Below are 13,763 nucleotides of genomic sequence, written 5' to 3' on the forward strand. Positions count from 1 at the left end.
TCAGTGGCCTGGTTCGCCGCCCGCGGGGTCACCGTCCAACGGGTGCTGTCCGACAACGGGTCTGCCTACCGGTCCTTCGCCTGGCGCGACGCCTGCGCCGGCCTCGGGATCGTGCACAAGCGCACCCGCCCCTACCGGCCACAGACCAACGGCAAGATCGAACGGTTCCACCGCACCATGGCAGAGGGCTGGGCCTACGCCCGCTTCTACGACTCCGAACAACAACGCCGCGACGCCCTGCCAGGATGGCTGCACTTCTACAACCACCACCGGCCCCACAGCGCCACCGGAGCCCTACCGCCGATCACCCGGCTGGACAACCTGCCTGGACATCACAGCTAGGTGAGAGTCGGCGCGGTGAGCTCGACGGCGGGCGCCAGCGACCCCACCGCACCGTCCGCGGTGGTCACGGTGACCACCGCGGCGGCCAGGAGGGCCAGCGGCACGGCCCAGCGCGGGGCGAACCGCAGCCCGAGCAGCCAGACGACGACCACCGGACCGACCGCTGCAGCCCGGTGACCGTCTGCAGGCAGATCTGCAGCAGGGCCCCGGCCAGCACCGCCTGCGCCACCGACGCCGAGATCCGGGCCACCAGCGCCCCGAGCTGCGGCACCAGGCCGGTCACCACCACCAGCACCCCGGTGACCAGGAAGGCCCCCACCGCCGCCGGCCAGCCCCGATCACACTCCCGGTGGTGACCAGCAGTGCTGCCCGGGGGTGGACCAGGCCGCGGCGATCGGCATCCGGGTGGACACCGACAGCACGACGCACGCCACGCCCGGGGTCACGCTGGCCGCGAGCAGCCCGCTGGACGCCTGGGCGGGGGTGGCCCCGACGGCGGCCAGCCCGGCCAGCAGGACGACGAACGAGCTGGTGAACCCGACCAGCGCGGAGACGACGCCCGCGGTGACCGGCGCCGTCAGCCCCTGCCTCACCCCACGGAACGTACGGCGGCGACCGCCCGCCGGCCCAGTGCCGCGCGGAGGTCGCGCCGTCCTCGTCGGCCAGCGCCGCCGTCCGCAGCCGGGCGAGCCGGGCGGCGTCGCCGTTCGCCGGCCGTGCGCCTTCGTCCACAGCGACGAGCCCGGACCCGTGGGCCCTCAGCCGCGCCGGGCGGCCATCGCCGTCTCGAGGAGCAGGCGCGCCACGGCCTCCGGGTCGTCGTACACCGGCATGTGCGCTGTGCCGGGCAGCACGACCAGCCGTGAGCCGCGGGCCAGCTCGTGGGTGGCGTGGCCGAACTCCTCGAGCGGCACGGCTCCGTCGTGCTCGCCCCACGCGACCACGGTCGGCACCGACCCGACGTCGAAGGGCTGCAGCCGGTGCCCGTCGAGCAGCCACGGCACCAGGTGCCGGCCGACATCGGCGAACGCCCCGTCGGCGAACAGCGACTCGAAGTCCGCCCGGGTCATCCGGTCCCCGTGGACGACGCCCCCGGTCAGCATCGTCCGGCGGACCCGGGCCGAACGGGCGCCGAGGAACACCATGGCCCTGGTCAGCCCGGGGACCCGGCCCAGCCGCGCGGCGGCCATGGCCCGCCCGTGGAAGGCGAGGAAGGACTCCGTCGACCCCCCGGACGGCCCGCAGAGGTTGACCGCCGAGCGGGCGCGGCCACGTCGCACGAGCTCCAGGGCGATGATGCCGCCCAACGAGTTGCCGGCGACGTGCACCGTGCCCAGTCCGGCCTCGTCGAGGTATGCCTCCAGGCAGTCGACGAACAGGTCGACGCCGACCGGGCCGGGCAGTGGCGGCCCACCGCGGTGCCCGGGGAGGGTGGGGACGAAGACCTCGTGGTGGGGCGTCAGCAGGTCCAGCACCGGGCGCCAGACGCGCCAGCTCGTCTCGGCCCCGTGCACCAGGACCAGTGGCTCGCCCGCACCGGCCCGGTAGGACGCCGCGGCCGCCACGACGCCGTCGCTCATGCCGTCTGCGCCAGGACGAGGCGGCTGTGCGTGATGACGTCGCGGACCCACTGCTCGGCGACCTCCGCCGTGGCGATGGAGTGCGTCATGTCGTAGCTGAGCAGCGTGCACTCGACACCACCCGCGGCCAGCGTCTCGGCGTGCAGGACGCCGTCGTCGTGCAGGGAGTCCCGGGTGCCCACGACGACGACCGTGGGCGGGAGCCCGGCGACGTCGGTGGCCAGCGCCGGGGACACCTCGGGGTCCTCGACCGCGGTGCCCGGTGCCAGGTAGAGCTCACGCAGCACGTCGGTGGCCAGCGCCTCGGGGTCTGCCTTGATGGAGTCGGACACGAAGCGCAGGTCCAGCACCGGGACCTGGAGCACGGCCAGGCACAGGGCCCGCTCGGAGCCGCGCAGCCGGTGGGCGAGGGCGGCGGCCAGGTTGCCGCCGGAGGAGATGCCGTAGACGGCCAGCCGGTGCGGGTCGATGCCCAGGTCCTCGGCGTGGCGCACCATCCAGTCGACCGCGGACTCCGCGTCGTCCAGGCCGGCCGGGAAGCGGTGCTCGGGGGCGAGCCGGTAGTCGAAGTTGACCACCACGACGTCCAGCTCCGCGGCCAGCCGGCGGCACAGCACGTCACCGATGGAGAACGCGGTCGCCCCGCCGCCCATCCACCAGGCGCCGCCGTGCAGCAGCAGCAGGCCCGGCCGGGCGCCCTCGCCGGCGGGCCGGTAGACCTTGGCGCCCTGCGCCCCCTCGCCGTCGGCGACCGGCACGACCGCCGCGCTGACACCCACGCCGGCCGCGGCCGGGTCCTCGCTGGGCGCCACCGGGGGCACGAGGGTCGAGAAGCCGATGGCCATCGCGTCGTGGTGCGCGCGGTGCGCGGCGACCTCGGCCGCCCACTGCCGCTCCGACTGACCCGGGGCAGGCGAGGCCGGCGGCCACTGCACCGTGGCGTCCATCGCCTGCATCGCGAGGGCGAGACGGGCGGCGAGTGCGGGATCTGGCGCCGTTGCGGCATGCCGGTCGTCGACGGTGGTCACGGCGGGTTCTCCTCCTGGTACGGGTCGGGTGGTGGACGGTGCGGTCACAGGGCCGCCCCCGCTCGCAGGGCGCGGCGCTGCTCGCGCCGGCGGGCCTGCACGGCGGGGTCGGGCACGGGAGCGCTGGCCATGAGCGTGCGGGTGTACGGGTCGGCGCTGTCGGTGCAGACCTGCGCGGCCGGGCCGACCTCGCGCAGCGTGCCGTGCCGCAGGACGGCGACGTCGTCGGCCATGTGCCGGACCACCTCGAGGTCGTGGCTGACGAACAGGTAGGCCAGTCCGAGGTCGGCCTGCAGCTGCTGCAGCAGGTTGAGCACCTGGGCCTGCACCGAGAGGTCCAGCGCGCTGACCGCCTCGTCGCACACGATCAGCCGGGGCTGCACGGCCAGCGCCCGGGCGATCGCGATGCGCTGCCGCTGACCGCCGGAGAACTGCGCCGGGTACCGGTCGGCGGCCTGGGCCGGGAGCCCGACCTGGCCCAGCAGCTCGGTCACCCGCGCGCAGGTGTCGGCTCTGGACAGGCCCAGGTTCAGCCGCAGCGGCTCCTCGAGGGTCTGCCGCACGGTGCGCACCGGGTTGAGGCTGTTGAAGGGGTCCTGGAAGACCACCTGGACCTCCCGGGTCAGCGCCCGCCGGTCGCGGCCGCCGAGGTGGGTGATGTCGCGGCCGTCGAACCGGATGGTCCCGGCACTGACCGGCACCAGCCCGAGGACCGCGGCCCCGATGGTGGACTTGCCGGCGCCGGACTCGCCCACCAGGCCCAACGTACGACCGGCGGCCAGCGAGAGGGAGACCCCCTCGACCGCGAGGTGGCCCGACCGGCCTGATCCGTAGCGGACGTCCAGACCCTCGATCTGCAGCAACGGCGCACCCGCCGGTGCCGCGACCCGGCCGGCGCGGATCGGCGTGGCTGGGGCTGCCTGCGCCGAGGCCAGCTCCGGGATCCGCAGGCAGCGGGCGCTGCGGGTGGGGCCCAGCTCCACCAGCGGGACGGGGCCCGCCGCGCAGTCAGCGGTGGCGAAGGCGCACCGGTCCTGGAACCGGCAGCCCACCGGCCAGTCGGCCGGTGCGGGCACCGACCCGCCGATGGCCGGCAGGGTCGAGCCGGCAGGGACCCCCGCAGGGTTGGACCGCAGCAGGGCCGCCGAGTAGGGCATCCGGGGGGAGGTCAGCAGGTCGGCGACCGGCGCGGTCTCCACGACCTCGCCGGCGTACATGACCACCGCCCGGTCGCAGATGTCGGCCAGCACGCCGAAGTCGTGGGTCACCAGCACCACGGCGAGGTCCTGGGTGCGGCGCAGCTCGTCGAGCAGGTCGAGGATCTCGGCCTGCACGGTGACGTCCAGTGCCGTCGTGGGCTCGTCGGCGACGAGCAGCCGCGGGTTCCCGGCCAACGCGGCGGCGATGCCGATGCGCTGGGCCATGCCGCCGGACAGCTCGTGCGGGTGCTTGCGGGCCACGGCGGCAGGGTCGGGGAGCCTGACGGACGCGAGCAGCTCCAGCACCCGCCGGCGGGCAGCCCGGCGGGACACCCCGGTGTGCCGCCGGACGACCTCGCCGAGCTGCTGGCCCACCGAGAAGGCGGGGTCCAGGCTCGCGATCGGCTCCTGGGAGATGAACGCCATGCCGTGGCCGCGCAGCGCCCGGCGCCGGCGGGACGGCATCCCGACCAGCTCCTCGCCGGCGAAGGTGATGGACCCCGCCTCGACCGACAGCCCCTCCCGCAGCAGACCGAGCACGGCCATGCTGGTGACGGACTTGCCGCAGCCGGACTCGCCGACCAGACCGACGACCTCACCGGCCCGGACGTCGAAGGAGACCTCCTGGACGACCCGCACCGGGCCCAGCGGTCCCGGGGTGGCGACGGACAGCCCGCGCACGCTCAGCAGCGCCGTGGGGTCCGCAGGCAGCGGGCCGGACGACGGGGCAGCGACCGGCACCGTCCCCGGGCGCGGGGTCCGGCCGCCGGAGCGGCGCGCCGCCGTCAGGTCGCGGGCTGCGTCGCCGACCAGGCCCAGGGCCAGCACGGTCGTGATGATCGCGGCGCCGGTGGGCACCAGCAGCCAGGGCTGCGTGTTGATGGCCTGGGACGCGGTGGCGACCAGGTTGCCCCAGGACGGCGCCGGCGGCGGGGTGCCGAACCCGAGGAAGCCCAGGGCGGTCTCCACCAGGATCGCGCCACCGGCGAACAGCGACGTCTGCACGGTGATCGGCCCGGCCAGGCGGGGCAGCACGTGCCGGCGCAGGATCTGGGGCTCGGTGAGCCCGGACGTGCGGGCGGCCCGCACGTAGAGCTCCTGCTTGACGGCCATCGTGCTGCTGCGCAGCACCCGGATCAGACCGCCGCTGGCCAGCACGCCGAGGGTGGTCATCGCGATCACCACGCTGTTGCCGAACACGGCCAGCATGACCAGCAGCAGGATGATGCCCGGGATCGCGAACAGCAGCTCGGAGACGAGCACGACGACCCGGTCCACCCAGCCGCCGAAGTACCCGGCCAGCACCCCGGCGGGGACGGCGACGGCCAGGAAGACCGCGACCGCGAGCAGGACGCCGGCCAGCGTGGGCCGACCGCCGACGAGCAGCCGGGCGAGCACGTCGCGGCCCAGCCCGTCGGTGCCGAGCCAGTGCTGGGCGGTCGGACCCGACAGCACGCTCGTCAGGTCCTGGTCCAGCGGGCCGTACGACAGCAGCGCCGGGCCCACGGTGACGCCGACCAGGACGACGGCCAACCAGCCCAGTGCCACCGCCGCGACCGGGTGGCTGCGCAGTCCGCGGAGGGAGCTGCGACCCCGGCCGCCGGCCGGCGGTGCCGGGTCGGCGATCACCGGGCCGGCGGGGAGCAGCCCGCCGGGGGTCCCGCCCGGGACGTCGTCGAGCGGCGCCGGGGCGGTCGTGCTGGTGCGGTGCGGGCTCATGCGCTGACCTTCGGGTTGATCCAGGCGTTGACGAGGTCGACGAGCAGGTTGACGGCGACCACGACGACGGCGAACAGGACGGTGACGCCCTGGATCACCGGCAGGTCGTGGCGCAGGGTGCTGGTCACGGCGAGCCCGCCCAGCCCGGGCAGGCTGAACACCGACTCGACCAGGACGGTGCCGCCGAGCAGACCGATGAGGAGGACGCCGAGGACGGTCACCACCGGCACGCCGGCGTTGCGCAGCGCGTGCTTGATCTGCACCGTCCACTCGGTGGCCCCGTGCGACCGGAGCACCAGCACGTAGTCCTTGCCGAGCTCGTCGCGCATGGCGTCCCGGGTCTGCTTGGCCACGATGGCGGTGCCGGCCAGCGCCAGGGTGGCCACCGGCAGCAGGATCGACAGGAACCAGGCGGCCGGGTCGACGGCCGGGGACGTGTAGCCCACCACCGGGACCAGCCGGAGGCCGACCGCGAAGACCGCGGAGAGCACCAGGCCCAGCCAGAACGGCGGGATGGCCGACCCGACGAGGGACGCCACGTCGACCACCCGGGCCAGCACGCCGGTGCTGCGCGCGCTGACCACCCCGAGGGCGACCCCGAGCAGGCCCGCGGCGAGCACCCCGCCGACGATGAGCGTCAGGGTCACCCCCAGCCGCTGGCCGATCAACGACGTGACCGCCTCGCCGGAGAACAGCGAGGCACCCAGGTCACCGTGCAGCGCGTCGGCCAGCCACGAGCCGTACCGGGTGAGCAGCGGTTCGTCCAGGCCCATCTGCAGGCGCAGGGCCTCGTACTGCTCCTGGGTGGCCGACTGGCCCAGGATCGTCCGGGCCGGGTCACCCGGGGTCAGCGACACCAGCACGAAGGTGAGGGCCGAGACCAGGAGGACCAGCAGGGTCGACCTCACCAGCCAGCGGGCGAGGAGCTTCGGGACCACGGTCGTCACCGCCTCAGCACTCGGTGCTGAACAGGTCGACGGGGTCCAGCAGCCGGTTCTTCTCGCTGACCACGAGGCCACCGGTGGTGGTGGAGCCGTAGTAGTAGACGGGGGTGAAGGTCACCGGGGCGAACCAGGCGAGCTCCTGGACCCGGGCGACGATCTGCTGGTTGAGCGCCGTCCGCTCCTCCGGCGCGGCGGCGGCGGCCTGGGTGTAGAGGTCCGCGAGCTCGGCGTCCTCGGTCCGGAAGGGGTTGAACGGACCGGTCGGGGCCACGGCCAGGGTGGCGCTGATGTGCACCGGCGGGGAGCCCAGCCCGACGGCGGCCGCCGGGTAGGACGCGGAGAACAGGTCGGTGATGTAGGAGTTGACCTCCTCCTGGACCAGGTTGACCGTGATGCCGACCTGCTCCAGCTGGCCGGCCACGGCCTGGCCCGCCGTCCCGATGCTGGCGAAGTCGGTGGACAGCACGTCCAGGGTGAAGCCGTCGGGGTAGCCGGCCTCGGCGAGCAGCCGGCGGGCCTCGTCGGGGTCGTAGGCGTAGCGGTCGGCGGTGTCCTCGTTGAAGTCATCGCTGCCCGGCAGCGCGATCTCCGACGTCGCGACGCCGTCGCCGGCGTAGAGCGCCGTGGTCACCGCCTCGCGGTCGATCGCGTAGTTGATGGCCTGGCGCACCCGCTGGTCGGCCAGCGGCGCCGAGATCGACCCGGCCCGGTCGAACAGGCCCAGGCCCTGCCAGACGGTGGGCTGCGCGGCGACCTGCAGGCCGGCGCCGCGGGCGGCCGAGGCCGTGGTGAAGTCACCGATGCCGGCGTCGACCTCGCCGGTCTGCATCGCGCTGAGCAGGCTGTTGGGGTTGGCGATCACCCGGATGGTCAGCTCGTCGTAGTGGACCGCCGAGGGGTCCCAGTAGTCGGGGTTGGCCGTGTAGACGTAGGTGTCACCGGCCACGGTGCGGGCGGGGTCGAGCACGTACTGACCGGCGCCGGCGGTGGTCGTGCCCAGCTCGGAGGGGTCCTGCAGCGCCACCGGGCTGATGACCATGCCGATGACCCAGTCCTGGGAGAGCAGCTCCTCGAGGATCGGGTTGGGCGCGGCCATCTGGATGGTGAGCTGCATCGGGCCGTCGACGGTGAAGGTCCACCCGGCCAGCAGGGCCGACGACGACCCGCCGGCCTGCTGCAGGTAGGTGAAGTGGTCCACCACGCCCTGGGCGGTCAGCTCGCCGCCGTCGGCGAAGGTGACCCCGTCGCGCAGCGTGAGCTGGAACGTGGTGTTGCCCTCGCCGACGTAGCCCCACTCGGTGGCCAGGGCGGGCACGTACTCGCCGTCCTGGTCGCGGCGGATCAGCGGCTCGTAGGCGGGCTGGATGTAGGTCGACGCGCTCTGGTCGATGGTGCCGGGGTCGAGGGTGGAGGGCCCGGCCCCGTTGGCGAAGACCAGGGAGTCGGCGACGCCGCACGGCTCGGCGGACGCATTCGGGGTGCCCTGCGGCTGACCGCCGTCCGCACCGCCCCCGCACCCGGCGAGGAGGACCGCCACGGCGGTCGTGGCCACGGCGGTGGCGGTCGTGCGGCCACGGGTCCTGAGCAGGTGTGCACGGCGCTTGGTCATCGCGGGGTCCTCCGGTCGGTGGGTGTCGACCGGGACCGTACGGTGACGCCGGGCACATGTAAAGCGATTCTGTAAAAGCACTTCTAAGTGTGCCGGAGGAGGCATGATGAGTCGCATGGGCCGAGCGAGCGTGACGATCTACGACGTGGCCGATGCGGCCGGCGTCAGCATCTCGACGGTCTCCAACGCCCTGAACCGGCCCGACCGGGTGCGCGAGGACACCCGGCGCCGCGTGCTGCAGGCCGCCCAGTCGCTGGGCTTCACGCCCAAGTCGGAAGCGGTGAACCAGGCCCGCAAGGGGGTCGGCCGGATCGGCGTGATCGCCCCCTTCGTCGCCTACTCCTCCTACATGCGCCGCTTGGCCGGCCTGCTGGAGGTGCTGAACAAGGCCAACCTCGAGGTCTGCACCTACGACGAGGAGTCCGCGGCCTCCCGCACCTCCCTCCTGCTGTCCCGGCTCCCCCTGGGCAGCCGGCTCGACGGGCTGGTGGTCATGGGCATCCCGCTGGACGACGAGGCCGCCGAGCGCCTGCTGGCCGCCTCCCTCCCGACCGTGCTCGTCGACTCCGAGGACGCCCGGTTCAGCTGCGTCGTCAGCGACAACGCACTCAGCGGCCGGCTGGTGGCCCGGCACCTGCTCGACGCCGGGCACACCCGCATCGGGTACCTGACCGAGGAGCACGAGGTGGCGGCACACCCCCAACAGGGGGTGCAGAGGTCCCAGGCGTTCGCCGCCGAGCTGGCTGCGGCCGGCCACCCGCTGGAGCTGCAGCGCGTCGTGTCGACCGCGCACTCCGTCGACGCCGCCCGGGTCGCCGCCGGCGGGTTGCTCGCCGACGGGTCGCTGACCGCGGTGGCCGCACACGACGACACGCTGGCCGTGGGGGTGCTGCACGCCGCCGCCGAGCGCGGGCTGCGCGTACCCACCGACCTGGCCGTGACCGGGTGCGACGACGGGGACGTCGCCGCCGCGGTCGGCCTGACCACCATCCGGCAGCCCTTCGAGGAGTCCGGTCGGCTGGCCGCGACCACCTTGCTCGAGCTCATGGGGGCCGAGCACCCCACCCGCCGGACCACGGTCCTCAGGCAGGATCTGGTCGTCCGGGGGTCGACCGGCGCCGCCCTCCCCGCGACCGTCTGATCCGCGGCGTCGCGGGCGGACGCCCTCGCTCGGTGGTTGCATCCGGCGGGTGACCACCGACGACGACCTGCTCGCTGCGGCCCGTGCGGTGGCCGCCGAGGACGAGGACCGGGCCGGCGTCGCGATGCTGGTCGCGCTGCTCGACCACACCGGGACGGCGACCACCGGCACACCCGACCCGGAGGACCGGGCGCTGGCCGGCCAGGTGCAGCGCGCATGGGAGGTGCTGCGCGACGCCGACCCCGACACGACCGTCCAGGACGCCCTCGCCGCGCTGGCCCACCTCCGGCTCCGCCCGACCCCCGACGTCCCGGTCAGCCCGGGTGCCGGGTCGTTGGCGGCGTGGCGGCCCGGCGACACCGACCGGCCCGACGCGGCCGCGCGCGACGCGGAGGCCAGCCGGGTGGTCGACGCCGTGCTGCACGGACGGCACCTGCGGGTCGTCAACTGGCACAACACCCCGGCCTCCCACGCCGCGGAGCTGCGCCGGGAGCTGGAGTGGTACGCCGAGCGCTTCTCCCCGGTCACCGAGGCCGCCCTGCACAGCGCGCTGGACACCGGCCGCTGGGCCGACCCGCGCCCGGGCGTCGTCCCCGCGTTCTTCGACGGGTTCGCCAGCGCCGCGCAGGTCGCGGCCCCGCTGTGCGAGGAGCTGGGCCTGGTCGGCTGGTTCTACCCGCCGACCGAGTTCCTGGACTGCCCGCCGGCGCAGCAGCGGGCCTTCGCGGCCGAGCACGACCTCGGGGTGCTCGACGAGGACCTGCCCGGCGACGCACCGCTGGCCATGACCTGGGACGCCCTGGCCGACCTGGCCACCCGGCACGTCGTCTGCGGGCACTCCGCCACCCACGCCAGCTCGGCGTCGGTGCGCACCCCGGCCGACGTCGAGCGCCAGGTGCACCGTCCGCTGGCCCGGCTGACCGAGGTGGTCGGGCGACGTCCGGCCGGGTGGGCCTGGCTGGGTGGCACGCCGTTCGACCCGACCGCACCCGGGGACGCCGCGGTCGCCGCGGCCGGCATCCGGCTGTGGACGTCGAACGCCGCGGTCGAGCGACTGGCCTGAGGAAACCCGCCGCACAAGATCGACTGGTGCGGCGCACAGCCAACCCCCAAGGTCAGCCCGTGATCAGGTCACCGCTCTCCCGACGAGGGTTCCTCGGCGCCTCGGCGGTCGGCGCGCTGGCGCTGGCCGGCTGCGGCACGGGTTTTGCCCTGCAGCGCGGCGACGGCACCGCCAGCCGCGAGGGCCGGCTCAGCTTCACGCTGTGGGCCGGCGAGGCCGAGCTGGCCGCGTTCCGCACCGTGGCCGAGCGCTGGACGGCGACCAGCGGGGTCCCGGTGGTGTTCAACGTGGTCCCGTTCTCCGAGGCGCTGACCGGGGTCGACGCCAACCTGGCCAGCGACCGCGGGCCCGACCTGTTCCGGGTCACCTACCAGGACATCGGCATCTACGCCGCCGGCGGCGCCCTGCTCGACCTCACCGACCTGCTGCCGGCGGGGTTCCTCGACGGGTTCGGCGACGCCTTCGTCTCGGCCGTCCGGAACGCGGACCGGGTGTACGGCGTGCCGCACCACACCGACACCTCGCTGGTGCTCTACGACACCGAGGCCCTCGCCGGTGCCCGCATCCCCACCAGCCTCGACGACGCCTGGAGCTGGGACGAGTTCCGGAGCATCGCCGCCGGACTGCCGACCGGCGACGCCCAGTTCGCCTTCGGGGTGAACTGGCAGCTGGCCGGGGCCTACCGCTGGCTGAACTGGGTCGACCAGCTCGGCGGCCGGCTGCTCACCGACGACCTCACCCAGCCCGCGGTCGACAGCCGCGCGGGCCGCGACGCGCTGGCCTTCACCCAGGGCTTCTTCACCGACGGGTTGGTCCCGCCCACGACGTCGACCAAGGGCTCCTACGTCGACGAGCTGTTCACCACCGGCACCATCGCGATGGTCTTCGCCGGGGACTTCCTGCTCCCGACCATCGACCCGGCGTTCGTGTCGGCCGGCCGGGAGTACGGCGCGACGTTCCTGCCGGCCGACGAGCGGGCCTCGGCCGACCTGGGCGGCAACGCCGTCGTGGCCACCGCGCAGTCGGTGAACCCCGAGGCGGCGGCGGACTTCCTGGCGTTCCTGTCCGACGACGAGCAGCAGGCGCTGTTCTGCGAGCAGGCCACCGTGCTGCCCACCCGCACCGCCCTGCTCGGCGAGCGGCTGGACTACGCCGTCCGCCCCGACCTCATGGAGCTGTTCGTGGAGCAGGCCACCACCATCACCCCCGAGCTGTCGGCCCAGGTGACCGTGCCGCAGTTCAACGCGGTCAACGCCTCGATGGTCGACCGGCTCGAGCAGGCCTTCCTGGCCGGCGACGACCCCGGCGAGGTGCTGGCCGCCCTGGCGGAGGACATCGCGGGGCGGCTCTCGTGACCACGGCGGCGCCCGCGGCCGTCACCGCCCCCGTGCCCGGGGACCCGCCGCCCCGCAGGCGCAGGGTCTCCCGGGACACGGTCGCCGCGTGGAGCCTGCTCTCCCCGAACCTGGTCGTCTTCGCCGTCTTCCTGTTCGTGCCGCTGCTGGCCACGGTGTGGCTGTCGCTGTACTCGTCGTCGGGCTTCGGGCCGCGGGAGTTCGTCGGCGCCGACAACTACGCCGAGCTGTTCGGCGACTCCACCTTCTGGCGGGCCACCGCCAACACCGGCCTCTACGCGCTGCTCACCGTCCCCGTGTCGCTGGTCATCGGGTTGGGCATCGCGCTGGCGATGAACCGGCCGCTGCGCGGGCGCGGGGTGCTGCGGGCGATCTACTACGTCCCCTACGTCATCAGCGGTGTCGTCGTCGCGGTCGCCGGCCGGTGGATCTTCAACGAGAACGTCGGCGTGGTGAACCGGCTGCTGCGCTCGTCCGGTCTGGACGGCGTCCCCTGGCAGTCCGACGCGGCCGGCGCGATGGGCTCGCTGGTGCTCATCAGCATCTGGACCAAGGTCGGCTTCGTCATGGTGGTCTACCTGGCCGGCCTGCAGTCCATCCCCAAGGAGTACCTGGAGGCCGCGCAGACCGACGGCGCGGGGAGGTGGGCGCAGCTCTGGTACATCACCGTCCCGCTGCTCAAGCCGACGACGATCTTCCTCGTCGTGCTCGGGGTGATCGAGAGCTTCCAGGTCTTCGACATCGTCTACGTGCTCACCGGTGGCGGGCCGGGCAACGCCACCGAGATGCTGGTGACCTACGCCTACGCCGAGGGCTTCGACGCCCGCCGGCAGGGCTACGCGGCGACCATCGGGGTGGTCACCTACCTGTTCATCGCCGTGCTCACCGCGCTCTGGTACCGCCGGCAGCGCGCCCAGGAGGCCGACCTGTGACCGCCGCACGACGGACCGGCCGGTCCCTGCAGAGCGGGGCCGGCTGGGCCTCGTGGCGGGCGGTGGCCCTGGTGGCCGGCGCCCTGGTCATGGTCTTCCCGCTGTACTGGATGGTCATCACCGCGTTCAGCGACCAGGGCGCGCTGACCAGCGGGCCGCTGCGCTTCTTCCCCGAGAACCCCACGCTCGACGGGTTCCGGCGCGCCTTCGACCTGCTCCCCTTCGGCCAGTTCTTCCTCAACTCGACCGCGATCGCGCTGGTGGCCATGGCGCTGTCGGTGACGCTGAACCTGCTGGCCGGGTACGTGCTGGCCAAGTACCGGTTCCGCGGCCAGCAGGTCGTGTTCGTGATGATCGTGTCGACGCTGATGATCCCGGTGCAGGTCGTGATGGTGCCGCAGTTCCAGCTGGTCGCCGGGCTGGGCTGGATCAACTCCTACTGGGCGGTGATCATCCCGCGGGCGGCCGAGGCGTTCGGCATCTTCCTGTGCCGGCAGTTCATGCTCGGCATCCCCGACGAGGTGCTCGAGGCCGCCCGGCTCGACGGTGCGGGCCACCTGCGGATCTTCTGGTCGATCGTCCTGCCCATGAGCCGGCCGCTGATCGCCGTCCTGGTGATCCTCACGTTCATGTACCGGTGGAACGAGTTCGCCTGGCCGCTGATCGTGCTCAACGACCAGCAGCTGTTCACCGTGCCGATCGGGCTGGCGTTCCTGCAGGGCGAGTACGGCACCGACTACCCGGCGCTGATGGGCATGGCCCTGCTGTCGACCCTGCCGGTGCTGGTCGTGTTCGCGATCTTCCAGCGCCAGTTCGTGGAGGGCGTCGCCCGCAGCGGCCTGCGCTGAGGC

The 13,763-nt window shown here is 74.0% G+C and carries 13 protein-coding genes and 1 pseudogene; 6 read left to right on the forward strand and 8 right to left on the reverse strand.

The window, feature by feature from the left end:
• The coding region (locus BLS67_RS16705; protein ID WP_131801769.1) for an integrase core domain-containing protein at nt 1-342 on the forward strand (342 nt) is incomplete at its 5' end.
• Here BLS67_RS16705 and BLS67_RS24900 read toward each other — a convergent pair.
• The 8 genes and pseudogenes from BLS67_RS24900 to BLS67_RS16735 all read right to left on the reverse strand — a co-directional run bounded on the left by BLS67_RS24900 (nt 339) and on the right by BLS67_RS16735 (nt 8,421).
• Nucleotides 339-494, reverse strand: coding sequence for a benzoate/H(+) symporter BenE family transporter (locus BLS67_RS24900; protein ID WP_207500678.1), 156 nt, complete (start codon nt 492-494; stop codon nt 339-341). The genes BLS67_RS16705 and BLS67_RS24900 overlap by 4 nt on opposite strands.
• 20 nt (nt 495-514) lie before the next feature.
• Nucleotides 515-661, reverse strand: a pseudogene (locus BLS67_RS25005) (benzoate/H(+) symporter BenE family transporter); the annotation flags it as partial.
• Between the two features lie 19 nt (nt 662-680).
• Complete coding sequence (locus BLS67_RS24790) at nt 681-935, reverse strand: benzoate/H(+) symporter BenE family transporter (RefSeq protein WP_207500679.1); 255 nt, start codon at nt 933-935, stop codon at nt 681-683.
• A gap of 165 nt (nt 936-1,100) precedes the next feature.
• Nucleotides 1,101-1,922, reverse strand: coding sequence for an alpha/beta fold hydrolase (locus BLS67_RS16715; RefSeq protein ID WP_091247278.1), 822 nt, complete (start codon nt 1,920-1,922; stop codon nt 1,101-1,103).
• Nucleotides 1,919-2,950 (reverse strand): alpha/beta hydrolase, encoded by a 1,032-nt coding sequence (locus BLS67_RS16720; protein WP_091247280.1) that lies wholly within the window; start codon nt 2,948-2,950, stop codon nt 1,919-1,921. Before BLS67_RS16720 ends, BLS67_RS16715 begins: the two co-directional genes overlap by 4 nt.
• A 44-nt stretch (nt 2,951-2,994) precedes the next feature.
• On the reverse strand, nt 2,995-5,868 hold the full coding sequence (locus tag BLS67_RS16725) for a dipeptide ABC transporter ATP-binding protein (protein WP_091247282.1): 2,874 nt from the start codon (nt 5,866-5,868) through the stop codon (nt 2,995-2,997).
• Nucleotides 5,865-6,815 carry an ABC transporter permease gene (locus BLS67_RS16730; RefSeq protein ID WP_207500680.1) on the reverse strand — a complete coding sequence of 317 codons (951 nt, stop codon included), beginning with the start codon at nt 6,813-6,815 and terminating at the stop codon, nt 5,865-5,867. The genes BLS67_RS16725 and BLS67_RS16730 overlap by 4 nt, the downstream gene beginning before the upstream one ends.
• A gap of 4 nt (nt 6,816-6,819) precedes the next feature.
• Nucleotides 6,820-8,421 (reverse strand): ABC transporter substrate-binding protein, encoded by a 1,602-nt coding sequence (locus BLS67_RS16735; RefSeq protein ID WP_165617630.1) that lies wholly within the window; start codon nt 8,419-8,421, stop codon nt 6,820-6,822.
• Between the two features lie 115 nt (nt 8,422-8,536).
• Between BLS67_RS16735 and BLS67_RS16740 the strand changes: the two genes are divergently transcribed.
• From BLS67_RS16740 to BLS67_RS16755, 5 genes are read left to right on the forward strand one after another with little or no spacing between them, the layout of a single operon-like run.
• Nucleotides 8,537-9,562, forward strand: a complete 1,026-nt coding sequence (locus BLS67_RS16740) for a LacI family DNA-binding transcriptional regulator (RefSeq protein ID WP_091247287.1) — start codon at nt 8,537-8,539, stop codon at nt 9,560-9,562.
• 49 nt (nt 9,563-9,611) lie between these two features.
• A complete protein-coding gene (locus tag BLS67_RS23885; RefSeq protein ID WP_165617631.1) occupies nt 9,612-10,625 on the forward strand; it encodes a polysaccharide deacetylase family protein in 1,014 nt (337 codons plus the stop codon).
• A 59-nt stretch (nt 10,626-10,684) separates the two neighbouring features.
• Nucleotides 10,685-11,980, forward strand: coding sequence for a sugar ABC transporter substrate-binding protein (locus BLS67_RS16745; protein WP_165617632.1), 1,296 nt, complete (start codon nt 10,685-10,687; stop codon nt 11,978-11,980).
• Nucleotides 11,977-12,912 carry a carbohydrate ABC transporter permease gene (locus BLS67_RS16750; protein ID WP_091247289.1) on the forward strand — a complete coding sequence of 312 codons (936 nt, stop codon included), beginning with the start codon at nt 11,977-11,979 and terminating at the stop codon, nt 12,910-12,912. The genes BLS67_RS16745 and BLS67_RS16750 overlap by 4 nt, the downstream gene beginning before the upstream one ends.
• On the forward strand, nt 12,909-13,760 hold the full coding sequence (locus BLS67_RS16755; protein ID WP_207500681.1) for a carbohydrate ABC transporter permease: 852 nt from the start codon (nt 12,909-12,911) through the stop codon (nt 13,758-13,760). The genes BLS67_RS16750 and BLS67_RS16755 overlap by 4 nt, the downstream gene beginning before the upstream one ends.
• The last annotated feature ends 3 nt before the right edge of the window (nt 13,761-13,763 follow it).

The sequence above is a fragment of the Klenkia soli genome (genome assembly GCF_900103975.1).
Lineage (GTDB): Bacteria > Actinomycetota > Actinomycetes > Mycobacteriales > Geodermatophilaceae > Klenkia > Klenkia soli.